The organism is Thioclava nitratireducens, from assembly GCF_001940525.2.
Taxonomy (GTDB): domain Bacteria; phylum Pseudomonadota; class Alphaproteobacteria; order Rhodobacterales; family Rhodobacteraceae; genus Thioclava; species Thioclava nitratireducens.
This window is the reverse complement of the sequence record NZ_CP019437.1, coordinates 3,568,738-3,591,512: the sequence shown is the minus strand read 5'-3', so window position 1 is coordinate 3,591,512 and position 22,775 is coordinate 3,568,738. Positions and strand designations below refer to the sequence as shown.

The 22,775-nt window shown below is 64.8% G+C and carries 22 protein-coding genes; 15 read left to right on the top strand and 7 right to left on the bottom strand.

Features of this window, described 5'->3' with window-relative positions; translation table 11 throughout:
• The first annotated feature begins 19 nt into the window (after positions 1 to 19).
• The 3 genes from BMG03_RS17150 (at position 20) to BMG03_RS17140 (ending at position 4,573) form a co-directional block, all read left to right on the top strand.
• Positions 20 to 1,666 (top strand): electron transfer flavoprotein-ubiquinone oxidoreductase, encoded by a 1,647-nt coding sequence (locus tag BMG03_RS17150; protein WP_075773955.1) that lies wholly within the window; start codon positions 20 to 22, stop codon positions 1,664 to 1,666.
• A gap of 164 nt (positions 1,667 to 1,830) precedes the next feature.
• Positions 1,831 to 3,705 (top strand): tetratricopeptide repeat protein, encoded by a 1,875-nt coding sequence (locus tag BMG03_RS17145; protein ID WP_075773956.1) that lies wholly within the window; start codon positions 1,831 to 1,833, stop codon positions 3,703 to 3,705.
• Complete coding sequence (locus BMG03_RS17140; RefSeq protein ID WP_075773957.1) at positions 3,692 to 4,573, top strand: 4-(cytidine 5'-diphospho)-2-C-methyl-D-erythritol kinase; 882 nt, start codon at positions 3,692 to 3,694, stop codon at positions 4,571 to 4,573. The genes BMG03_RS17145 and BMG03_RS17140 overlap by 14 nt, the downstream gene beginning before the upstream one ends.
• A gap of 46 nt (positions 4,574 to 4,619) precedes the next feature.
• Here the strand turns inward: BMG03_RS17140 and BMG03_RS17135 are convergent, their stop codons facing one another.
• Positions 4,620 to 5,654: a polyprenyl synthetase family protein gene (locus tag BMG03_RS17135; RefSeq protein WP_244270965.1), complete on the bottom strand. Its 1,035-nt coding sequence runs from the start codon at positions 5,652 to 5,654 to the stop codon at positions 4,620 to 4,622.
• 36 nt (positions 5,655 to 5,690) lie between these two features.
• On the opposite strand from BMG03_RS17135, the gene BMG03_RS17130 reads away from it, so the two are divergent.
• The 3 genes from BMG03_RS17130 (at position 5,691) to BMG03_RS17120 (ending at position 6,961) form a co-directional block, all read left to right on the top strand.
• Positions 5,691 to 5,903, top strand: a complete 213-nt coding sequence (locus BMG03_RS17130; RefSeq protein WP_075773958.1) for a putative signal transducing protein — start codon at positions 5,691 to 5,693, stop codon at positions 5,901 to 5,903.
• 4 nt (positions 5,904 to 5,907) lie between these two features.
• The gene (locus BMG03_RS17125; RefSeq protein ID WP_075773959.1) at positions 5,908 to 6,675 is read left to right on the top strand and encodes a tRNA1(Val) (adenine(37)-N6)-methyltransferase; all 768 of its coding nucleotides are present in this window, start codon (positions 5,908 to 5,910) and stop codon (positions 6,673 to 6,675) included.
• A gap of 118 nt (positions 6,676 to 6,793) precedes the next feature.
• Complete coding sequence (locus tag BMG03_RS17120; protein WP_075773960.1) at positions 6,794 to 6,961, top strand: YdcH family protein; 168 nt, start codon at positions 6,794 to 6,796, stop codon at positions 6,959 to 6,961.
• A gap of 80 nt (positions 6,962 to 7,041) precedes the next feature.
• Here the strand turns inward: BMG03_RS17120 and yddG are convergent, their stop codons facing one another.
• From yddG to BMG03_RS17100, 4 genes are all read right to left on the bottom strand, one after another.
• Positions 7,042 to 7,962, bottom strand: coding sequence for an aromatic amino acid exporter YddG (gene yddG, locus BMG03_RS17115; RefSeq protein ID WP_077701315.1), 921 nt, complete (start codon positions 7,960 to 7,962; stop codon positions 7,042 to 7,044).
• 67 nt (positions 7,963 to 8,029) lie between these two features.
• The gene (gene phbB, locus BMG03_RS17110; protein WP_075773961.1) at positions 8,030 to 8,752 is read right to left on the bottom strand and encodes a beta-ketoacyl-ACP reductase; all 723 of its coding nucleotides are present in this window, start codon (positions 8,750 to 8,752) and stop codon (positions 8,030 to 8,032) included.
• Between the two features lie 105 nt (positions 8,753 to 8,857).
• Positions 8,858 to 10,033, bottom strand: coding sequence for an acetyl-CoA C-acetyltransferase (locus BMG03_RS17105; RefSeq protein WP_075773962.1), 1,176 nt, complete (start codon positions 10,031 to 10,033; stop codon positions 8,858 to 8,860).
• Between the two features lie 141 nt (positions 10,034 to 10,174).
• On the bottom strand, positions 10,175 to 10,993 hold the full coding sequence (locus tag BMG03_RS17100; protein WP_075774319.1) for an EAL domain-containing protein: 819 nt from the start codon (positions 10,991 to 10,993) through the stop codon (positions 10,175 to 10,177).
• A 198-nt stretch (positions 10,994 to 11,191) separates the two neighbouring features.
• On the opposite strand from BMG03_RS17100, the gene BMG03_RS17095 reads away from it, so the two are divergent.
• Complete coding sequence (locus BMG03_RS17095; RefSeq protein WP_075773963.1) at positions 11,192 to 12,439, top strand: PAS domain-containing protein; 1,248 nt, start codon at positions 11,192 to 11,194, stop codon at positions 12,437 to 12,439.
• A gap of 280 nt (positions 12,440 to 12,719) precedes the next feature.
• Here BMG03_RS17095 and BMG03_RS17090 read toward each other — a convergent pair whose 3' ends face one another.
• On the bottom strand, positions 12,720 to 13,268 hold the full coding sequence (locus BMG03_RS17090) for a TlpA family protein disulfide reductase (protein ID WP_075773964.1): 549 nt from the start codon (positions 13,266 to 13,268) through the stop codon (positions 12,720 to 12,722).
• Between the two features lie 27 nt (positions 13,269 to 13,295).
• Between BMG03_RS17090 and argH the strand changes: the two genes are divergently transcribed.
• The 5 genes from argH to BMG03_RS17075 are packed head-to-tail and all read left to right on the top strand — an operon-like array spanning position 13,296 to position 19,068.
• Positions 13,296 to 14,702 carry an argininosuccinate lyase gene (argH, locus tag BMG03_RS17085; protein ID WP_075773965.1) on the top strand — a complete coding sequence of 469 codons (1,407 nt, stop codon included), beginning with the start codon at positions 13,296 to 13,298 and terminating at the stop codon, positions 14,700 to 14,702.
• A complete protein-coding gene (locus tag BMG03_RS20815; RefSeq protein WP_157771608.1) occupies positions 14,699 to 14,857 on the top strand; it encodes a hypothetical protein in 159 nt (52 codons plus the stop codon). Before argH ends, BMG03_RS20815 begins: the two co-directional genes overlap by 4 nt.
• Entirely contained in the window at positions 14,854 to 14,979 is a 126-nt protein-coding gene (locus BMG03_RS21220) for a hypothetical protein (RefSeq protein ID WP_255415012.1), read from the top strand. The genes BMG03_RS20815 and BMG03_RS21220 overlap by 4 nt, the downstream gene beginning before the upstream one ends.
• Before the next feature lie 12 nt (positions 14,980 to 14,991).
• Positions 14,992 to 16,257: a diaminopimelate decarboxylase gene (gene lysA / locus BMG03_RS17080; protein WP_075773966.1), complete on the top strand. Its 1,266-nt coding sequence runs from the start codon at positions 14,992 to 14,994 to the stop codon at positions 16,255 to 16,257.
• 39 nt (positions 16,258 to 16,296) lie between these two features.
• Complete coding sequence (locus BMG03_RS17075; RefSeq protein WP_075773967.1) at positions 16,297 to 19,068, top strand: DUF4175 domain-containing protein; 2,772 nt, start codon at positions 16,297 to 16,299, stop codon at positions 19,066 to 19,068.
• A gap of 53 nt (positions 19,069 to 19,121) precedes the next feature.
• Here the strand turns inward: BMG03_RS17075 and BMG03_RS17070 are convergent, their stop codons facing one another.
• Positions 19,122 to 20,234 carry a zinc-ribbon domain-containing protein gene (locus BMG03_RS17070; RefSeq protein WP_075773968.1) on the bottom strand — a complete coding sequence of 371 codons (1,113 nt, stop codon included), beginning with the start codon at positions 20,232 to 20,234 and terminating at the stop codon, positions 19,122 to 19,124.
• 138 nt (positions 20,235 to 20,372) lie between these two features.
• Between BMG03_RS17070 and BMG03_RS17065 the strand changes: the two genes are divergently transcribed.
• From BMG03_RS17065 to BMG03_RS17055, 3 genes are read left to right on the top strand one after another with little or no spacing between them, the layout of a single operon-like run.
• A complete protein-coding gene (locus BMG03_RS17065) occupies positions 20,373 to 21,044 on the top strand; it encodes a cell division ATP-binding protein FtsE (protein WP_075773969.1) in 672 nt (223 codons plus the stop codon).
• Between the two features lie 8 nt (positions 21,045 to 21,052).
• A complete protein-coding gene (locus tag BMG03_RS17060) occupies positions 21,053 to 21,937 on the top strand; it encodes a cell division protein FtsX (protein ID WP_075774320.1) in 885 nt (294 codons plus the stop codon).
• Positions 21,937 to 22,713: a lysophospholipid acyltransferase family protein gene (locus tag BMG03_RS17055; protein WP_075773970.1), complete on the top strand. Its 777-nt coding sequence runs from the start codon at positions 21,937 to 21,939 to the stop codon at positions 22,711 to 22,713. Before BMG03_RS17060 ends, BMG03_RS17055 begins: the two co-directional genes overlap by 1 nt.
• The last annotated feature ends 62 nt before the right edge of the window (positions 22,714 to 22,775 follow it).

Below are 22,775 nucleotides of genomic sequence, written 5' to 3'. Positions count from 1 at the left end.
AGCAAGGGGTTCGACAGACATGACCGACGTGACGCGCGAGTCGATGGAATATGATGTGGTGATCGTGGGCGCGGGGCCTGCAGGGCTTTCGGCGGCGATCCGCCTCAAACAGATTGATCCCGAGCTTGAGGTCGTCGTGCTCGAGAAGGGCTCGGAAGTGGGCGCGCATATCCTGTCGGGCGCGGTGCTCGACACCAGCGGGTTGGATCAGCTGATCCCCGACTGGAAGGACAAGGGCGCGCCGATCACCGTGCCGGTCAAGAAGGACAATTTCTATGTCCTCGGAGAGGCCGGAGCGATGCGCATTCCGAACTGGCCGATGCCGCGCCTGATGTCGAACCATGGCAAATACATCGTCTCGATGGGCAATGTCTGCCGCTGGATGGCCGAGCAGGCTGAAGCCCTCGGCGTCGAGATTTTCCCGGGCATGGCCGCGTCGGAAATCGTCTGGGATGGAGGCCGGGTGGCCGGTGTCGTCGCGGGCGAATTCGGCAAGAACCCTGATGGAACCGAGGGCCCGGGCTACGAGCCGGGCATGGAGCTGCGCGGCAAATACGTGATGATCGCCGAGGGCGTGCGCGGCTCGCTCGCCAAGGTGATGATGGAGAAGCACAACCTCTCCGACGGTCACTGCCCGCAGAAATTCGGCCTCGGCATGAAGGAAATCTGGGAGATCGACCCGGAGAAGCACCGCGAAGGCACCGTGACCCACACGATGGGCTGGCCGCTGGGCGGCAATGCGGGCGGCGGGTCGTTCATCTATCACCTCGAGAACAATCAGGTCTATGTCGGCTTCGTGGTGCACCTGAACTACGAGAACCCGCATCTGTATCCCTACATGGAGTTCCAGCGCTTCAAGCATCACCCGATGGTTGCGGAGCTGCTGGAGGGCGGCAAGCGCGTGGCTTACGGCGCGCGGGCGATCTCGGAAGGCGGCTGGCAGTCGATCCCGAAACTGACCGTGCCGGGCGCGGTGCTGCTGGGCTGTTCGGCGGGGCTCGTGAACGTGCCGCGCATCAAGGGCAACCATAACGCGATGCTCTCCGGCATCGCGGCGGCGGAAGCCGCGGCAGCCGCGATCAAGGGCGGGCGTTCGGGCGACGAGCTGACCGAGTACGAGACCGATCTGCGCTCCGGTCCGATCGCCGAAGACCTCAAGAAGGTCCGCAACGTGAAGCCGATGTGGTCGAAATGGGGGATGGTCCCCTCGCTCGTCCTCGGCGGGCTCGACATGTGGACCAACGATCTCTTCGGCTTCTCGCTCTTCGGCACGCTCAAGCATGGCAAGTCGGATGCGAAAGCGACCGGCGAGGCGAAAAACTTCAAGCCGATCGACTATCCCAAACCCGACGGCAAGCTGAGCTTCGACCGCCTGACCAATGTCAGCTTCTCCTTCACCAACCACGAAGAGAGCCAGCCCTGCCACCTGAAACTGAAGGACGCGTCGGTCCCGATATCGGTGAACCTGCCGAAATATGACGAGCCCGCTCAGCGCTATTGCCCGGCGGGCGTCTACGAGGTGGTCGGCGAGGGCGACGACGCGAAGTTCCAGATCAATTTCCAGAACTGCGTCCACTGCAAGACCTGCGACATCAAGGATCCGAGCCAGAACATCAACTGGACCACCCCGCAAGGCGGCGACGGGCCAAACTACCCGAACATGTGATCGCGAAAGGGGCCTGCGGGCCCCTTTTTCGTTTCCACCGCTCCTCGCCCCCATCACAACGCCGTGTCTGTGACGGCGGCTTCCCGCGTGCGGTGGTTCGGCTCATTGTAATGCCCGCAGCGCCCCGTTACGCTCGATTTCGACCCGAATGAGAGGACCGTTTCGTGCCGAGTTTTAAGACCCCGCTGCGCCTTGCGCTCTTCGCCCTCTTGATGGGCTCCACCGCGCCCCTGCCGCTGTTCGCTCAGGATGCGCCGACGGCCGGCAGCGCCGAGGATGCCGCGCAGGCTGCCGATACTGCTGCTGCCGAAGGCGATGCAGGCGACACCGCGAATGACCCGAGCCCTGCGGAGGCGGGGGCCTATCTCGCCGCGCGCATCGCGTCGCAGCAATTCGATTTCGCCGAAGCCGCGCATTACTACCGCCAGTTGATGGCCAGTGGCGATACCAGTGGCACGACGGCAGAGGCCACGCTCGTCTCAGAGATCGCGATCGCCGATTTCGACCGTGCCAAGCCGCTTGCGCAGCAGATGGTCGAGGCCGGCACCGGAAGCCAGATCGCGGCGCTGACCGTGCTCGCTGCGGACGCGCATGACAAGAACTGGAGCGCCGCGCTCAAGTTGCTCGACAGCGATGCCGATCCGGGGCCGCTCGTGGGCGGGCTGACCAAGGCCTGGGTGCTTGCGGGCGACGGCAAGATGTCCGACGCCTCCGCTGCCTTCGACGAGGTCGGCAAGCAGCAGGGCCTCGCAGCCTTCGCGGGTTTCCACAAGGCGCTCGCACTCGCGCTCGTCGGCGATTACGAGGGGGCTGATGCGATCCTCTCGGGCGAAGATGGCGAGAAGATCACCTCGACCCGTCGCGGCGTTCTGGCCCATGTCGAGGTGCTCTCGCAACTCGAGAAGAACAAGGAGGCGCTGAAGCTGATCGAGGATCGCTTCGGCAAGGATCTCGACCCGCAGCTTAAAGATATCCGCTCCAAGCTGGAGGCGGGCGACACGCTGCCCTTCGACGTCGTGCGCAATGCGTCCGACGGCGTTGCAGAGGTCTATTACTCGGTCGCGCAGGCGCTGATCGGCGATGCGCCCGACACGTTCACGCTGGTGCATTCGCGGCTGGCCAACATGATCCGGCCCGACATGGATGACGCCACTCTGCTGACCGCGTCGATGCTCGACCAGCAGGGCCAATACGATCTGGCCATCGAAGCCTATGCCGATATCAAGCCCGACAGCCCGATCTACCACGCCGCCGAAATCGGGCGCGCGGAATCGATGGTGCGCGCGGGCCGCAACGATGCGGCCATCGAAGTGCTCGAGAACCTGTCGCGCAGCCGACCCAACCTCGTCGGCGTCTGGACCGCTCTGGGCGATACGCTGCGCCGCGAGAGCCGCTTCGCCGAGGCTGCGAAAGCCTATGACAAGGCGATCGACCTGCTCGGCCAACCCGAGCCGAAGGACTGGTTCGTCTGGTATTCGCGCGCCATCGCGCAGGAACGCTCGGGTAACTGGGACGAGGCCGAGAAGGGTTTCCGCGAGGCGCTGCGCCTTTCGCCCGATCAGCCCTCTGTGCTGAACTATCTGGGCTATTCCTACGTGGACAAGGGCGAAAACCTCGACGAGGCGCTCGACATGATCCGCAAGGCCGCCGCCGAGCGTCCCGATGCGGGCTTCATCATCGACAGCCTCGGCTGGGCGCTGTTCAAGCTTGGCCATTACCAGGAGGCGGTGGCGAAGATGGAGCGGGCCGTGGAGCTCGAGCCGCGCGATCCGCTGCTCAACGACCACTTGGGCGATGTGCTCTGGGCCGTGGGCCGCCAGCGCGAGGCGAAATTCCAGTGGCGCCGCGCGTTGTCCTTCGCGACCGACGATGCGGAGACCACCGAGGAACTCGATCCCGATGCGATCCGCCGCAAGATCGAGGTAGGTCTGGACCAGCAGCGCAAGGAGCAGGGTCTGCCGCCGCTCGAGGATAAGGGCCCGAGCAAGGATAGCCCCAAGGCCGCCCCCGAAACGCCCGCGAGCGATGCGAATAATTGACGCTTTCGCGCCTGCGAAGATCAACCTGACGCTGCATGTCATCGGCCAGAGGGCCGATGGCTATCACCTGCTCGACAGCCTCGTGGCCTTCGGGCCGATGGGCGACCGGCTGGTACTGCGCGAAAGCGGCACCCTGTCGCTCAGTGTGACGGGCCCGGAAGCGGCAGGCGTGCCTGCCGATCCGTCGAACCTCGTGCTGAAGGCCGCAGCGCTTCTGTTGCGCCCGGCGGGGCAGGGGGCGGAAATCCATCTCGACAAATATCTGCCGCCCGCCTCGGGCATCGGCGGTGGATCGTCAGACGCGGCGGCTGCGCTGCGGGCGCTGGCTGCGCTTTGGGACCAGCCGCTTCCGGCGGAGACCGCACAACTTGGGGCAGACGTGCCGATGTGTCTTACGCCACGCCCCCAGCGCGTGCGCGGCATTGGCGAGGCGCTCGACCTCGTGTCGCTGCCGCCGCTGCCCGCGCTACTGGTGAATCCGCGTGTGGAGGTGCCGACGCCGGCGATCTTCAAGGGGCTAGATTCGAAGGACAATCCCCCGATGCCCGACGTGCTGCCGACATTTACTGGCGCGCCTGACTGCATCGACTGGCTGGCCACGCAGCGTAACGATCTGCAGGCGCCTGCCATCGCCTCGGCCCCCGTGATCGGGGAGGTGCTGGACGCGCTCATGACGCTCCCCGGCTGTCGTCTCGCGCGCATGTCGGGCTCTGGCGCGACCTGTTTCGCGCTGTTCGAGACGCTGGACGCCGCGCAGGCTGCGGAAGCCACGCTGGCTCAGCGCCACCCTGGCTGGTGGCGGGCCTCCGGCATGCTCGGCGATCAGACGCAAAAGGCGCAGCCCCATAGCCGCGCCTCTACTTCTTGACCCAAATATCCCGTGGGGAGCCCGCAGGGCGGGGGGTAGTGCCCCCTCAGCGCAACCGCGCCACCACGTAATCGGCCAGATCGTCCAGCATCTGCCGCAGCCCGCTTTCCGGCAGGATCTGCAGGCGCTCGCGCCCGCGATCGGCCCACTCGAGGGCTGCCGCGCGGGTCTCTTCCAGCGCGCCGGTCGCCTTCAGCAACTCCAACGCATGCTCCAGATCGCCCTCGCGCTGATCGCCCTTGTCGATGGTGCGGGTCCAGAAAGCGCGGGCCTCGCCGTCGGCCTTGGCCAGCGCCTTGATCAGCGGCAGCGTCAGCTTGCGCTCGCGGAAATCGTCGCCCACGTTCTTGCCCATCGTCTTGGCATCGCTGAGATAATCCAGCAGATCGTCGACCACCTGGAAGGCGATCCCGAGGCTCTCGCCGTAATCGTGCAGCGCCGCGATCTGTTCCTCCGGCGCGCCGGCCAGAACCGCGCCCGCCTCGGTCGCCGCCGAGAACAGAGCCGCCGTCTTGCCGCGCACCACCTTGTAATAGGTGTCCTCGGTCGTGTTCAGGTCTTCGGCCGCCGAGAGCTGCAGCACCTCGCCTTCGGTGATGACGGCGGAGGCGTTCGACAGGATAGACAGAACCCGCAGGTTGTCTGTATCCGTCATCAGCTGGAACGACCGCGCGAAGAGGTAATCGCCAACCAGCACGCTCGATTTGTTGTCCCAGAGCAGGTTTGCGGTCGGGCGGCCCCGGCGCTGCTTGCTCTCGTCGACCACATCGTCATGCAGCAGCGTTGCGGTATGGATGAATTCGACCGCCGCGGCGAGGTTATGGTGCAGATTGCCCTCGTAGCCGCACAGCCGTGCCGCCGCCACCGTTAGCATCGGCCGCAGCCGCTTGCCGCCCGCGCCGACCAGATGGGCGGTCACTTCGGGGATGCGCGGCGCGTTCTCCGAGGCCATGCGCTCGGCGATCAGCGCATCCACCGCCGCCATGTCGTCGGCCAAGGCTTCCGCGAGCCGGTCATGCGGTTTCGCTGTGTTGTCGGGCTTGTCGTCGAGGCTCATGTTCATCCCTTCGATCTGCCTCATCTCGACAGCCCTCGCAAGGGGCCGTAAGTGAGGGATATGAAAGAGCTACTGCGCAGCACGGACCCGGTGAAACTGGCCATGGCGACCGCCCTTCTCGAGGGCGAGGGTATAAGCACGTTTCAACTCGACGTCCATACGAGCGTGCTGGAAGGCTCGCTTGGGATTCTCCCGCGCCGCCTGATGGTGCGCGACAGCGACATGTTCATGGCGCAGGCGGTGCTGCGCGATAACGAGATAAAATCGGATTGAGCGCATGGATCGGTTCGCGCCCGAGGATCTGACAGTCGATGGCTTTCTCGGCGGGCGGTTGCGGGTCGCCCAGCCGCGCGCGGGCTACCGCGCCGCGATGGATCCGGTCCTTCTGGCGGCGGCCTGTCCAGCGCAAGCGAGTCAGTCGGTCCTGGAGCTCGGCTGCGGGGCAGGGGTGGCGAGCCTGTGCCTTGGCTGGCGGGTGCCGGGGCTTGCGCAAAGCGGGCTGGAACTGCAGCCCGCCTATGCCGATCTCGCCCGGCGCAACGCAGCGGATAACGGGATCGCGCTCGAGGTGATCGAAGGCGATCTGGCGCAGATGCCCGCCGAATTGCGGGCGCGCAGTTTCGATCACGTCATCGCCAATCCGCCCTATTTCAGCCCCGAAGACGGGACGCCCGCCGCCGATCCCGGTCGCGAGCGCGCGCAGCGGGAGGCGACGCCGATCAGCGCATGGCTCGACGCGGGGTTGCGGCGTCTCAAGCCCGAGGGGCGGATCACGCTCATCCAGCAGGCCGACCGGCTGGCAGACCTTCTGGCGGGGCTCCAGGGGCGCGCGGGCGCGATCACCGTCCTGCCGATCTCGCCGCGGGTGGGGCGCCCGGCGCGGCGGGTGATCGTGACGGCGCGCAAGGGGGTGCGAACGCCGCTGCAGCTTCTCGCGCCGCTGATCTTGCACGCGACGCCGATGCATTCACACGATGCGGAGGATTTGACGGATATTGCGCGCGAAATTCTGCGCGAAGGTCAAAAATTGCCTATTCCTCGTTAGTGCTTTCGCAAGATTTCGCGAAAATGATGGAGATGCCCCGTCACTATACGACATTTCCGTGACACGACTCAAAAGCTGTGCTGCAATCGACGGGCTGACAACTGGAGAGGAGACTGCCATGTCGCTTGGTTCGCATATCACCGAACTTCGCAAGAAACATGAGGCTCTGTCGATGGAGGTAGAGCGCGCTGCGCGCAGACCCGGCGTCGACGATCTTGAAATCGCTCAGATGAAAAGGCAAAAACTTCGGCTGAAAGAGGAAATCCGCCGCCTCGAAACGGCCTGAGGGCCCTCCCACGAGTTTAACCGGGCCGTCCTTTGGGCGGCCCGTGTCATTATAACGGGGCCGTTCGAGAGGGCGCCTACTCAGGCCGAACCTTTCCGCGGTATCTCTTGCCCGGTCATGTCCGGCGGAGGGGGCGAGGCGCGCCGACCCCGACCGCCAAGCGCCGCCAGCCCCGCGCCCCCGGCGATCATCGCTGCCGCAATCAGCAGGCTCGGGCGCGCGCTCGCGATCCCTACGGCGACCAGCACCAGCGTCGAGACCAGCGGTGCCGCATAGGAGGCCGTGCCTAGCAGCTGAATATCGCCGCGCTTCACGCCAAGATCCCATGTGTAGAAAGCGAGCCCGACGGGCCCCAGTCCCAAGCCGATCACCGAGGCCCAGCCGACCGCGCTTTGTGGCCAGATCGTTGGCTCCAGCGCCAGATGGGCGACGGCGGACAGCGCTGCGCTCGCCAGACAATAGACCGCGACCGCCGCCGTCGGCACCGCGCCGAAGCGCCGCGACAGCAGCGAATAGCTCGACCATGTCAGCGCGCAAATCAGCGCCAGCCCATAGCCGGGCAGCGCCTCCGGATCGGCGGAGATCCCGCCTCCCAGGATCAGCGCGGCGCCCCCGAAGGCCAGTACCGCGCCCGCGACATGCCAAAGGGTCAGCCGCTCGCCGGGCAGCAGCCCGGAAAACAGCACGATCAGCAACGGCCAGAGATAGGCAATTAGCCCGGCCTCGGCCGGAGGCGCGAGACGTAGCGCCGAGAAATACAGGAAATGATATCCGAAAAGCCCCGCGGTTCCGGCGAGATAGACCTTCCACGAGACATGCCGCAGTTGCCCTAGCGCGCCGGTCGCGAACAGCCAGATTATGCCCACCGCGCCGCCAAGGGCGAAGCACAGCGCGTTCAGCATCAGGGGCGGCACCGGATCCGATCCCACGGTGAACAGCGCCAGAAGCGCCCACAGCAACACTGCCGTGAACCCGATCGAAGTGGCCTTGCCGCGCGTCATCCTGCCCCCGCCAAAACAAAGAGGCCCGCAAAATGCGGGCCCCCGTCGAGAATGCCAAGAGGCGAAATCAGATGAAATACTGACCGCCATTCGCGGTGATCGTCGAGCCGGTGATGAAGCCCGCATCGTCGGAGACGAGGAAGACCACGCAGCGCGCGATCTCTTCGGGCTCGCCCAGACGCCCGACCGGGATCTGGCCGATGATCGACTCACGCACCTTCTCCGGCACCGCCATGACCATTTCGGTTGCGATATAGCCGGGGCAGATCGCGTTCACCGTGATGCCTGCGCGGGCGCCTTCCTGCGCCAGAGCTTTGGTGAAACCCAGATCGCCCGCCTTCGCTGCCGAGTAGTTCGCCTGCGCGAACTGGCCCTTCTGGCCGTTGATCGAGGAGATGTTCACGACGCGGCCAAACTTGCGCTCGCGCATCTTCGTCCAGAGCGGATGGGTCATGTTGAAGATGCCGCTGAGGTTGGTGTCGATCACCTCGCTCCACTGCTCGCGGGTCATCTTGTGGAAGGGCGCGTCACGCGTGATGCCGGCGTTGTTGATCAAAACGTCGATCGGGCCGACTTCGGATTCGATCTGCTCGATGCCCGCCGCGCAGGCGTCGTAATCGGCGACCGACCACTTGTAGGTCTTGATCCCCGTTTCCTCGGTGAACTTGGCCGCAGCCTCGTCATTGCCGGCATAGTTCGCGACGACCGTGTAGCCCGCCGCCTGAAGCGCCTTCGAGATCGCCGCGCCAATGCCGCGCGATCCGCCGGTGACCAATGCAACTCTCGACATGATTCCTCCTCCAATGGATTACCCCTTGAAACGCTGTTACCGAAAATGACAAGAGCGCGCAACAAAGTTGCGCGCTCTTTTTGCAGATGCAGCATTTTTTTGCCGTTAGAGGCCTTCAATACACATTGCGACGCCCATGCCGCCGCCAATGCAGAGCGTGGCGAGGCCTTTTTTCGCGCCTTGGCGCTTCATCTCGAAGAGCAGGGTGTTGAGGATTCGCGCGCCGCTTGCGCCGATCGGGTGGCCGATGGCGATGGCGCCGCCGTTGACGTTCACCTTGCTGACATCCCAGCCCATATCCTTGTTCACGGCGCAAGCTTGCGCCGCGAAGGCTTCGTTTGCCTCGATCAGGTCGAGATCGGAGGCTTTCCAGCCCGCTTTTTCCAGCGCTTTGCGAGAGGAGGGGATCGGACCGCAGCCCATGATCGACGGGTCGAGGCCGGCGGTCGCGTAGGACGCGATGCGGGCCAGCGGCGTGAGGCCGCGCTTCTCGGCCTCTTCTTCCGACATCAACAGCACTGCTGCCGCGCCGTCGTTGATGCCGCTCGCGTTGCCCGCGGTCACCGAGCCGTCCTTGGTGAAGGCGGGGCGCAGCTTCTGCATGTTCTCGATGGTCGCGCCGTGGCGGATATATTCGTCCTGATCCACGACGATGTCGCCCTTGCGCGTCTTCACGGTGAAGGGTGCGATCTCGTCGGCGAACTTACCCGCCTTCTGCGCGGCTTCCGCCTTGTTCTGCGAGGCGAGCGCGAATTCGTCCTGCTGCTCGCGCGAAATCTGCCACTGGGTCGCGACATTCTCGGCGGTCTGGCCCATGTGGTAGCCGTTGAACGCGTCCCACAGCCCGTCCTTGATCATCGAGTCGATCATCTTCATGTCGCCCATCTTCTGGCCCGCGCGCAGATGCGCGACATGGGGGCTGAGCGACATGCTTTCCTGACCGCCGGCTACGACGATATCGGCATCGCCGCACATGATATGCTGGGCGCCGAGCGCAACGGTGCGCAGGCCCGAGCCGCAGACCTGGTTGATGGACCAGGCGGCGCTTTCGATCGGCAGGCCCGCGTTGATATGGGCTTGGCGGGCGGGGTTCTGGCCTTGGCCCGCGGTCAGCACCTGACCGAGGATCGTTTCGGACACATCGGACTTCTCGATCCCGGCGCGGGCGACGACGGCCTCGATCACGGCGGCGCCGAGGTCATGTGCGGGCGTATTGGCGAACGCGCCCAAAAACGAGCCGACGGGCGTGCGCGCGGCCGAGACGATGACGACATTGGTCATGGGATCCTCCTCATCACTTAAGCGGGCGCGAAAGCGCGTCCGTTCTGCTGCTGCGCAGCATGGCGGATGGAGGCGAGAGGTCAAGCTTAATCCCGTCGCTCGGGAAATTGTTAGCGCAAGTTTATTGCGCTTTCGCCGGGGTCATGCGCGCCTCCTCTGCGGCTCGGGCGTCTGGCTCCACGGAGGGTGGATCGTCGGCGCGCCAAAGTAATAGCCCTGCATGCAATCGATGCCGAGGCTCGCCAGATATTCGGCATCCTCCAGCGACTCGACCGCTTCGGCGATCGTGAACATCTCAAAATGGCGCGCTACATCGAGCAGCGATTTCGTCAACGCCTGATTGTCCGGATCGTGGGAGATGCCGCGAATGAACTGACCGTCGACCTTGATGATGTCGAAGTAGAAATCCCTAAGGTAGCGGAAGGAGGTGTAGCCCGCCCCGAAATCGTCGAGCGCGAAACTGACACCTCGGGCCTGCAGGTCCTCCATGAAGATGCTGACCAGCTCAGGCATTTCCATGGCCGAGCTTTCGGTAATTTCGAGTATGAGGCGATCGGCGACCGTTTCATCGAGTGCGAGGCAGCGATTGAGCACCTTGGTCCACGGCGCGTAGCCGATAGAGCGCGCCGACATGTTGACCGAAAGGCGCAGATCCGGTTGCCCGAGAAGCGCCTTTAAACCGAGTTCGAGCGAGAGGCAGTCGAGCTTTCGCCCGACCTCCGTGCGTTCGATCGCCTCCATGAAATCTTTGGCCGGGATAATCCGCCCGCGGTCGTCGAGCACACGGATCAGCCCTTCATAGAAGGCAGGACGGTCGGGACGACAGGTTTGGATTACGGGTTGAAAGGCCAGCATGACGTCGTGCCTATCGATCGCCGCGTGCACCATGGTAATGGACTGTCGTCTTTGCTCCGCAGCCGCGACGCTCAGTGGGCTGTCTTCGTCACGATGCACGGGCATGGCTTTCGCGTTTCGAATCGTCATGTGCCCCTCCTTCACCTTCGCAACAAGCATCCCCGCAAGCGCCTAAGAAGCGGTAAAGAGGGGGAAAGGCATCGGACTCGTGGTTAGCAAAAAATTCTTCTGCAGCGTTAAGCCGTTCGTAATCGTCGGTTGCCTAGGGTGAGTCCTGATGGAACAGAATGGGCGATAACGACAATGGGGCAGCCGGAAATGCGCGGCACCAGCGAGGTGCCTTTCGCGCTGGAAGAATTGTTCTACTCGCGCACCGACACGCGCGGTGTGATCCAATCGGGTAACGAAATTTTTCGCCGCACCGCGGGCTTCGAGTGGTCCGAGATGATCGGTGCCCCGCATAAGATCGTGCGCCACCCCGATACGCCGCGCGCGGTGTTCCGGGTGCTGTGGGATGCGATCAAAGAGGGCTATCCCATGGGCGCCTATGTGAAAAACAGGGCGAAAGGTGGCGGTTGGTACTGGGTGTTCGCGGTCGTCATGCCAATCGAGAGCGGTTATGTTTCCGTCCGGCTGAAGCCGACGAGCGACCTCTCCGATCGGATTCATTCATTCTATCGCGAGCTCTCTGCGCGCGAGCGGGCAGAGGCCCTCGACCCGGGGGAGAGCGCGGGTCTGCTGCGCGATTTCGCAGAGCGGGGCGGCTACTCCAACTACACTGCCTTCATGGCCTATGCTCTGGCGCTTGAACTGACCGAACGGGATCGCCGCCTCGGTCGAACTGCCGATGAGAATACGCGGATGCTGGCCGAGTTGAACACCGCGATGGGGCGGCTAACGAAGGAACAATTCGGACTTTTGCGCAGTTTCGAGGCGTTGCAATCCGTGCCCAACAATATGCGGATTGTTGCTTCGCGGTTGGAACCATCCGGGGGGCCTGTGTCTGCAATCTCGGAAAATTACAAAGCCTCGTCTGCCGTTATATCGGAACGGCTGCGCAAATTCGTCGCCGGCCGCGACAATCTTTGTGGCCAGATGGCCTACCAGGTTGCGCGCGCCGTGTTCCAACTAGGATGCGCTCGTGTCCTCAACGAGATGAGCGAAAATTTCATGGGCGAAGAGGCGCAGCCTAGCCAACCTCGCGAAGGTCATACCCGAGACGAGGAGCGCACATTGCTTCAGTCTCTCGTCGTCAGGGGCACTGCCGATGCGAATGCCGCGATGCGCCAAGCGGCAGAACTCGCTGACGATATGATGGACCAAAGTCGAGATCTTCGTCGCCAGTTGCTCGGGCTCGACACGATCCGGGTTCTCGGGCGGGTCGAGTGCGGGCGCATGCGGGATACCAACGGTGGGCTCGCGGCCACAATAGACCAGCTCGACAGCTTCCATGACGACATCAAGGGACGGCTCGAGGCTATCCTTTCTCTATCCGAAGAGATCGAGCATTGGCTAGGGCGCTACCTCCGAGCCGAAAGAACCGCGGCATGAGCGCGTCTCAGGGCTTATGGCTGTGCCATCACGGCCATGAGGCGCCCAGAGCCTTGTGGCATTAGCAGTGCCACATCGCTCAAAGAAAATAAGCGAGCTTTCGCGACGCGCGGAGCCCGCGGGGCGCCATCGGGTGTCCGAACGCGTGTGCCATGTGAGGTGGAATGCGAAGTACAGTATATGCGAAGTACTGTATAAATGCGCAGCACAGCATCTACGAGAATACCGCGATGGCGCAGCGGTTCGCCTTAAACCACACGCGTCACGGCGTCATCGCGCCTCAATCCTCGTCGATCAATGCCTGAATGACCTTCTTCGCCTCGGGCGAATCCCATTCCGCCCCGCCGATCATTCGTGCAACCTCGTGGCCGTTCTTGTCGACCAGGACCGAAACCGGCAGGCCCAGCACCCCCATCGCGCGGGCGGCGAAATTGGCATCGTCGTGGAAACGGGGCAAGACGTCTATGCCTTCCTTATCGAAGAAGGCGGCGACTTTCTCGGGCGAGTTCGATCCGCCCGTGGCGATCGTCATCACCTGAAACCCATCTTCGCCGAACTCTTTTTGCAGCGCATTCAGCGAAGGCATCTCCTCGCGGCAGGGCGGACACCACGTCGCCCAGAAATTGATCAGCACAACCTTGCCTTCGAAATCTTTCATCGAATGCTCGTCGCCGCTTTCATCGGTCACCGTGAAGGGCGGCAGCGGCAGCGGTTCGTCATAGGTAACGAGGGATTCCATCTGCCCCGATTTAATCGCATCGAGATCCGCGGCCTGCGCAACATTTGCACCCAGCGCCAGCGCCGTATAAAGGACGAGAAACCGTAACATATAGCCTCCTAGCAAGGGCCTTCGACCATGACCGATCAGACCGACGAGAACAAGTCCTCCAACGCGATGTGGGGCGGGCGTTTCGCCGCGGGGCCTGATGCGATCATGGAGGCGATCAACGCCTCGATCGGGTATGATCAGCGGCTCTACGCGCAGGACATCCGCGGCAGCCGGGCCCACGCCGCGATGCTCGCTGCGCAGGGCATCATCAGCGACAAGGATGCCGAGGCGATCGGGGAAGGTTTGCTCACCGTCTTGTCCGAGATCGAAGCGGGCGGCTTTCCGTTCTCTACCGCGCTCGAAGACATCCACATGAATGTCGAGGCGCGGCTGAAAGAGGTCATTGGCGAACCGGCGGGGCGGCTGCACACGGCGCGGTCGCGCAACGATCAGGTCGCGACCGATTTCCGCCTCTGGGTGCGCGAACAATGCGACGCCGCGATCTCGGGTCTCGACACGCTGATCCGCGCCGCGCTGACCCGGGCCGAGGAAGGCGCCGATTGGGTCATGCCCGGCTTCACCCATCTGCAGACCGCGCAGCCGGTGACTTTCGGCCACCACATGATGGCCTATGTCGAGATGTTCGCGCGCGACAAATCCCGGTTCATTGATGCGCGCAAACGGATGAACGAATCTCCTCTAGGGGCGGCGGCGCTTGCTGGCACAGGTTTCCCGATCGACCGTCATGCGACGGCCGAGGCGCTCGGTTTCGATCGGCCGATGGCGAACTCGCTCGATGCGGTGTCGGATCGCGATTTCGCGCTGGAGTTCCTGTCGGCCTCTGCGATTTGCGCGGTGCACATGTCGCGCCTTGCCGAAGAACTGGTGATCTGGTCCTCCGCGCAGTTTCGTTTCGTCGCGATGTCGGACAAGTGGTCGACGGGCTCGTCGATCATGCCGCAGAAACGCAACCCGGACGCGGCAGAACTGATCCGCGCCAAAATCGGACGCATCCTCGGGGCGTCGGTCGCGCTGTTCACCGTGATGAAAGGGCTGCCGCTCGCCTATTCCAAGGATATGCAGGAAGACAAGGAACAGGTCTTCGACGCCGCCGACAACCTGATGCTCGCGCTCGCCGCGATGGCCGGGATGATCGGCGACATGACCGTCAATGCCGACAAGCTGGAGGCCGCGGCCTCGGGCGGGTTCTCCACCGCGACTGATCTGGCCGACTGGCTGGTGCGCGAGGCGGGGCTACCGTTCCGCGACGCTCACCATGTCACCGGTTCGCTCGTCGCGATGGCCGAGGAGCGGGGCTGCGATCTGCCCGATCTGAGCCTCGAGCAGATGCAATCGGTCAACCCGGCGATCACCGAGAGCGTGTTCGACGTGCTCGGGGTTCACAACTCGGTCGCCTCGCGTCAGTCTTACGGGGGCACCGCGCCCGACCAGGTGCGCGCGCAGGTCGCCCGCTGGAAGGAACTGCTTGGATGAACTTCGCGGTCCCTTTCGTGCTGATCGGCCTTCTTGGCGGATGCGCCGCCGACCCGGCCTTGCATACGCATGTCGGCATCAATCGTGACGGCATCAAAGTCTATCCCGCCGCGACGGCGCGTGTCGGCATCATGACCCTGTCGGTGACTCCATGACCAAGACCCTGACCCTCGCCCTGACGCTTCTTCTTTCGCTCGCTGCCTGCGGTGTCGACGGCCCGCCCGTTCCTCCGTCCGAGGCGGACAGCGCGCAATCCCAGCAGGCTTCGGCCCAGTAATCGAGACCTCTCATGGATCATTTCCTTTATCGCGACGGCGTCCTTCATGCAGAGGATGTGCCGATCCCCGAGATTGCGGCGGCCGTGGGCACGCCGTTCTACGTCTATTCGACCGCCACGCTGGAGAGGCATTTCAAGCTGTTCGAAGAGGCGCTTGGCTGGACCGAACACCTGATCTGCTTCGCGATCAAGTCGAACTCGAACCTCGCCGTACTGAAGGTGCTGGGCGATCTCGGCGCGGGGATGGACGTGGTTTCGGGCGGTGAATATCGCCGTGCGCGGGCGGCTGGCGTGCCGGGCGAGCGGGTGGTGTTCTCGGGCGTGGGCAAGACCCGCGAGGAGATCGCCTACGTTCTCGAAAACGGCATCCGCCAGTTCAATGTCGAATCCGAGCCGGAGCTACTGGCGATTTCCGAGATTGCCGCGTCGATGGGCGTGACCGCGCCGATCGCGCTGCGGGTGAACCCGGATGTCGACGCGAAGACCCATGAGAAGATCGCGACCGGGAAATCCGAGAACAAGTTCGGCATCCCGATCGCCAAGGCGCGCGCGGTCTATGCCGAGGCTGCGAAGCTGCCGGGCATCGATGTCGTCGGCATCGATGTGCATATCGGCTCGCAGCTGACCGATCTGGAGCCGTTCGAGGCGGCTTTTCTGAAGGTCCGCGAACTGACCGAGACGTTGCGCGCGGATGGCCATGATATCCGTCGGCTGGACCTCGGTGGCGGCTTGGGCATTCCCTATGAGCGCTCTAACTCCGCGCCGCCGCTGCCCATCGAATACGGGCAGGTGATCCAGCGCACCGTGGGCGATCTGGGCTGCGAGATCCAAATCGAACCGGGCCGCCTGATCTCGGGCAATGCCGGGCTGCTGGTCTCCTCGGTGATCTGGCTGAAAGAGGGAGAGGGACGCGATTTCCTCATTCTCGACGCAGCGATGAACGACCTCGTGCGGCCCTCGATGTATGGCGCCTATCACGATATTGTCCCGGTGCTCGAACCAGAGCCGGGCACCGACTCCGCGCCTTACGACATCGTCGGCCCGGTATGCGAGACCGGCGACACCTTCGCCAAGGCGCGCAACCTGACACCGCTGGGCCCGGGCGATCTGGTCGCCTTCCGCTCGGCGGGGGCCTACGGCGCGGTCATGTCGTCGGAATACAATTCCCGCCCGCTGATCCCCGAGGTTCTGGTGCGGGGGGGCGAATTCGCTCTCATTCGTGCAAGACCGAGCTTTGAGGAAATGCTCTCCCGCGATACGATCCCGGAGTGGCTCTGATCCGTAGGAAGGGAATCAGGGCCGACGGATAGGGAGAGAATGCCGGTCAGGAACTGGTTCAGCAAAGCTTCGCGCGATACCGCGACGAAGGAGGACGGGCAGGCCGCTCTGGCCCCGCTCGCCCGGCCTATTTTGCTGACCCATGCCGGGATGATCCTCGAGCGAGGGCTGGCCGCCTTCTGGCCGCTTCTCTCCGTTCTCGCGCTGATCGCCACCGCCATCGCCTTCGCCCTGCCCGCCTATCTGGGGCCGGGCGGGCGTTGGTTCTGGCTGGTCGCGCTGATCGCGTCGCTCGTGGCTTTGGGCTGGGGCGCGTGGCGGATGCGTTGGCCGCGCCGGACCGATGCGATCGCGCGTCTCGATGCGACGTTGCCGGGCCGCCCACTTTCCGCGCTGACCGACGAAATGGCGCTGGGGCGGAACGATCCCGCAGCCCGCGCGCTCTGGATGGCGCATCTGCGGCGCATGGCGAAAGCCGCGCAAGCCGCCCGCGCGCCGCGACCGAAACCCGATCTCGCTCGCCGTGATCCTTATGCGCTGCGTTTGACTGCGCTCACGGCCTTGGTCGTCGCGGTGATCTTCGGGGTGCCGCAGCGTCTGTTGCATCCGACCGAGGGGCTGCCGACGCCTGCAGGCTCTGCCGAGGCCGCGATGGGACCGAGCTGGGAAGGCTGGGCCGCGCCGCCGCGCTATACCGGCAAGCCGGGGCTCTATCTGAACAAGGTCGAGGGCGACGAACTGATCGTGCCCGAGGGCACCCGTTTCTCGATCCGGCTGTACGGCTCTTCCGGCGCGATCGGCTTTTCCGAGAGCGTTTCGAATCCGGCCGCGCTGCCCGAGCAGGGTGCGGCGCAGACCGCCAGCGGCATCGAGACCCACGAATTCGAAGCGGTTCGCGACGGGCTTTTGGAGTTCAAGGGCCCCGCCGCGCGCCGCTTCAATGTGGTGGTGCGCCCCGACGAGGCGCCCTCGGTCGCGCTGGCCGGTACCCCCGACCGCCGCGCCGATGGTAAGCTGAGCCTGCCCTTCACCGCGCAGGACGACTACGCCGTGACCAAGGGCCATGCGGTGATCTCGCTCGATCTGGCGAAGGTCGATCGCCGCTACGGCCTGGAGATCCCGCCCGAGCCGCGCGACGATCTGATCTATGATCTGCCGCTGCCGATTTCCGGCTCGCGCGCCGATTTCACCGAGAGCCTTGTCGAGGATGCCGCGAAGCATCCTTGGGCGAACCTGCCGGTGAAGCTTACGCTCGATGTCGAGGACGGGCGCGGCCAGACCGGCACCTCCGGCACGCAGGAAATCATCCTGCCCGGCAAGCGCTTCTTCGACCCGCTCGCCGCCGCGCTGATTGAGGTGCGCCGCGATCTTCTGTGGTCGCGCGACAACCGCGGCTATGCCGATCAGCTTCTCCGCGCGATCTCGAACCGGCACGAGGGCTTCATCAAGCGCGAGGAGGTGTATCTGATGATCCGCCTCGTGATCGGGCGGCTCGACGATCCCGACCTGTCCCCCGAGGCCCGCGACGAGATCGCCGAGGCGCTGTGGAAGATGGCGGAGCTTGTCGAAGATGGCGGCTTGGCCGATGCGTTGGCCGCGATGCAGAAGGCGCAGGAGAAGCTTTCCGAAGCGATCCGCAACGGGGCCTCCAAGGACGAAATCGCCAAGCTCATGCAGGAGCTGAAACAGGCCACCGACAATTACATCCGCATGCTCGCCGAACGCTCGCAACAGCAGGATCAGGGTCCGCAATTTGGGCAGCAGCCGCAGCAGGGCCAGCAGATAACCGGCGACCAGATCCAGCAGATGATGGACCAGATCCAGAAGCTGATGGAGGAAGGCCGGATGGCCGAGGCGCAGGAATTGCTCGATCAGCTCTCGCGGATGATGGAGAACCTCAAGGTCCAGCAGGGCCAGAATGGTCAGGGCGACATGCCCGGCGGTCAGGCGATGCGCGACATGCAGGACACCTTGCGCAAGCAGCAGGAGCTTTCGGACGACGCGTTCCGCAACCTGCAGGACCAGTTCATGACGCCCGAGGAGCGCCAGCAGCAGGCCGAGAACGGTCAGCAGGGCCAGCAAGGTCAGCAAGGGCAACAGGGTCAGCAGCAAGGTCAGCAGGGGCAACAAGGCCAGCAGGGTGAGCAAGGCCAACAAGGTCAGGGCCAGCAGCCCGGCAACCAGCCCGGCCAAGGCCAGGACGGACAAGCGCAGCGCGACGGTCAGGGGCAGGGCGACCAGCCCGGCATGAACGGCGGGCAGGGCGGTGTGGACGGCCAGAGCCTCGCGGATCGCCAACGTGCGCTCCGCCGCGAACTCGACCGCCAGCGCGGGCTGCTGCCGGGCTTTGGCAACGAGGCGGGCCAGCAGGCCGAGAAGCGTTTCGACGACGCCGGGCGCGCGATGGATCAGGCCGAGCAGGCCCTGCGCCAGGGCGACAATTCGGCGGCGATCGACCGTCAGGCCGACGCGATCGAGGCGCTGCGCGAAGGGATGCGCGCGTTGGGCGAGGCGATGCGCAACGAACAGGCGCGCCGCGACGGTCAGCAGCCCGGCCAGCAGGGCAATCAGCAGGCGGGCCAACCTGGACAACTCGGTGGGCGCGAGATGCCACGCGATCCGCTGGGCCGGGCGCAGGGCGAGGGCAACCAGCTCGGCACGGATCGTCAGATGCTCAACGGCGAGGATGTCTATCGCCGGGCGCAGGACCTGCTCGATGAAATCCGGCGCCGCTCGGCCGATCGTCTGCGCCCCGAGGAAGAACTGGATTACCTCAAGCGGCTGCTCGATCAGTTCTCGAATTCGGGCTGATGCCGGGCGCGCATAAGTTCAACTTATGCGGGGCGTCGAAATATTAGGAAAACTTATTCGGTGAAGCCGTCCGAGGCCGTCTCTGGCGAGAGGCGATGGGTGAGGATCTGGAGCTGGTCGTCGAGCCAGATGCGCCCCTCGTCCACCGCGACGACATATTGCGTCAGCGGCGATTTCAGCGCCGGGACCTTCGCTGCGATGTCCGGCGCGAAAGCATAGAGCAGCGCCAAGACCGCAGTCACGGCCATCACGAAGATGAAGCCCCGGCTGAAGCCAGAGCGACGGCGGCGCGCCATCTCCGGCGAGAATTCGGCGACGCTGTCGCCTTCGCGATCGGAGGTCGCGGTGAGGGTCGAATTGATCTCGTCGATATCGGGCAGGCGTTCGCGCCCGCGGATCGTCTGCAGGTCCTCATCGTCCTCGCCGAGCAGGTCGGCCACGCGATCTTCCTCGCGCTCGGCGTCGGGGTCGCGAAGGTCGGAAAAATCCTGTGCGCGTTTGCGACGGCGCGCCAGATCGGCGGCGGCGGCCTCTGCGGCGCGTTCAGCATCTTCGCTGGTTTCGCGTTCTTCGAGGTTCAGCTCCTCTTGCGTCTGCAATTCGCTCGAGCCTTCGGCGCGGCGCTGCGCGGCTTCGCGCTCGGCCTCTTCGCGCAGGATCGACAGGAGCCCGTCATCGAGTGGTTTGCGCGGTTTGGCCCCGACGCGCGGGGCGGGGCCTAGGCCCGGCTCGTCCGCGTCATCTTCCTCGGCCTCCGGCGCCGCGACCATCGCCGCGACGGCTGCATCGGTATCATCGTCGCTTTGCTGCGTCACCACCGGCTCGGGCTCGGGCAGATGGGTCGCCGTGTCGTGGCTGGGTTGCTGTTCGGGCTCCGGCATCGGCGCGGGCTCGGACGGCTCCTCGGTCGCCTTTGAGGCAACGGGCGCCTCTGTCTCGGCTCGGGAGGTTTCAGGTTCTGAGGTCGTTTCGGGGTCGGGATCCGGATCCCAGCCTGCCGGCGGGGCCGCAGGGCCTGTCGGGTCGCTGTCGGCAGAGAGCATATCCTTGCTCGGCTGGAACCAGCCATGCCCGCAATTGGAGCATTGCACATCCCGTCCGCCGTCTGGGATGACGGCGTCATCCACTTCGTATTGCGCACCGCAATTGGGGCAAACCAACCGCATATTGTCCCATCCCTGCCCGTGTTGGCGTTTTGCCGTTCTGGCCAACCACTGTCTTATGTTGTAGCAAGCGCGGGCGGAATGTCCAAATGATTTGGGCCGCTTAATTCGCGAAACGCGCACCAAATAGAGGGGCTGGCAGTGATCGAGCTGCAAAATGTGGCGATGAGCTATAGCGGGGCGGAGCTATTGAGCGATATGTCCCTGACGCTTGCCCCAGGGTCATTTCATTTTCTCACCGGGCCGTCGGGCGCGGGGAAGACCACATTTCTCAAATTGTGCTACGCGGAGCTGCTGCCGACGGCGGGTCATTTATCTCTGTTCGGCAAGGATGTGCGCACGATGAGCCGCGACGAAATCGCGGGGCTGCGCCAGCGTATCGGTGTCGTGCACCAGGACTGCCAGTTCCTCGATCACCTCTCGGTGGAGGAAAACGTGGCGCTGCCGATGACGGTCAATCGCCGCACTCCCGACATGACCCAGCTGCGCGAATTGCTGGCGTGGGTCGGGCTGAAGCGGCAGGCGAATGCGCTGCCGCCGCAGCTGTCGGGCGGGGAGCGCCAACGGGTTGCATTGGCGCGGGCCGTCATCATGTCGCCCGACGTGATCCTTGCGGACGAGCCGACGGGGAACCTCGATTGGGAGATGTCGCTGCGGCTGCTGTCTTTGCTGGTCGAGCTGAACAAGATGGGCAAGACGGTGGTGATCGCGACCCACGATCTGAACCTGATCCGGCAGGCGAAGCCGCAGGTCTCGGCGCGGGTGCTGCGGATCGCGAAGCGCCATCTGCATACGGCGGGGGCCGATCTGTGAAGCTGACCATGCTGACATTCGCATCCGAGACCACGGGGCCGGATCGTGTCGTGCCGCCGACCGGGTTTACCGCGCGGCTGACCCTGTTCACGGCCGCCGCGATGGCGTTTCTGGCGGTTTTTGCGCTCGCTCTGTCGCTGGCGACCGGGCGGCTTGCCGATCGCTGGGCGGATAGCCTCGCGCGGTCCGCCACGATCCGCATCTCCGCCCCGCCCGAGCAGATGGATGCGCAGGTCGCCGCCGTGCAGGAGGTGCTGAAGACGACGCCGGGTGTCGCCTCGTCGCGGGTGTTGGGCGATGACGAGATGAAGGGGCTGCTGAAGCCGTGGTTCGGTCCCGATCTGCCGGTGGATGCGTTGCCGTTGCCGAAGCTGATCGCAGTGACCGAGACCGGCGCGGGCGTCGATGCCGAGGGGCTGCGGCTGCGGCTGCAGGCTGAAGCGCCCGGCGCGATCTTCGACGACCATACCCGCTGGCGGCGCCCGCTGGTGGCCGCCGCGCAGCGGATCCGGACGCTGGGGCTGCTCTCGCTGCTGCTGATCTTCGGCGCGATGGCGGGGATGATCACGCTGGCCGCGCAGGCCGCGCTGGCCGCGAATGGTCAGGTGATCGCGACGCTCCGGCTTGTGGGCGCGCGCGACGCCTTTATCGCGCGGGCCTTCGTGCGCCGGTTCACCACGCGCGGGCTGATCGGTGCCGTGGCGGGCACGGTGATGGGGATGCTCGCGGTGGCGCTGCTCCCCTCGACCGAGGCCGCGGGCGGCTTTCTCACCGGCCTGGGCTTTTCCGGGGCCGCATGGCTCTGGCCATTGATCATTCCGCCGATCGCCGCGATCGTGGCCTTTGCCGCCACGCGTTTCGCCGCGCTGCGTATGCTCAGGAGACTTCGCTGATGTCCGATCCTTCGCACCGACCCGGAAAGGTCACGCCGCTGACCCATGTGATGACCGGAGTTTACTACGTCCACATTGCGCTCGCGACGGTGCTGATCGGGGCGTGGGGCCTTGTGTTTCAGGTGCTGCCAAAGGGGCGGGACGGGGTGCATCGCGTGGCCGGGATCTGGACGCAGCATCTGTTGACGATGGCGCGCGTCTATCTGGGGTTGCGCTACGAGTTGCGCGGCACGCCGCCGCAGGGCGACTGCATCATCGCGGCCAAGCATCAGAGCTTTTTCGACATTCTTATCCTCGCCAATCACCTGCCGCGCCGGGCTTTCGTGATGAAGAAGGCGCTGTTGAACGTGCCGGTGATGGGCTGGTTCGCGCACAAGGCGGGGTGCATTCCGATCGATCGCTCCAAGGGGTCGGAGGCGATGAAGGTGATGCTTGGGGCGGTCGAAGAGGCGCGTGCGACGCATGGGCTGGGCCAACTGATCATCTATCCCGAGGGCACGCGCGTGCCGCCGGGCGAGAAACGCCGTTACAAGCAGGGCGTGGGGGTGGTGGCGGAGGCCACGAAACTGCCGGTCGTGCCCGCCGCGACCAATGCCGGGCTGTTCTGGAACAAGCGAGGCTGGCCGATCCGCTCGGGCGTGGCGGTGACCGAGTTCCTGCCGGTGATCGACGCGGCTGGCTCGGCACCACAGACGTTGGCGGCGGTCGAAGCGGTGGTGGAGCCGCGCTCCGATGCGCTCATGGCGGATGCCGGGTTCGAGCTGCCGAAGCCCTGAGTGGATGCCGGGGGAGGGAGCCTCCGGCGGGGATTTTTTAGCCAAGAGGAAGAGGTGCGGCG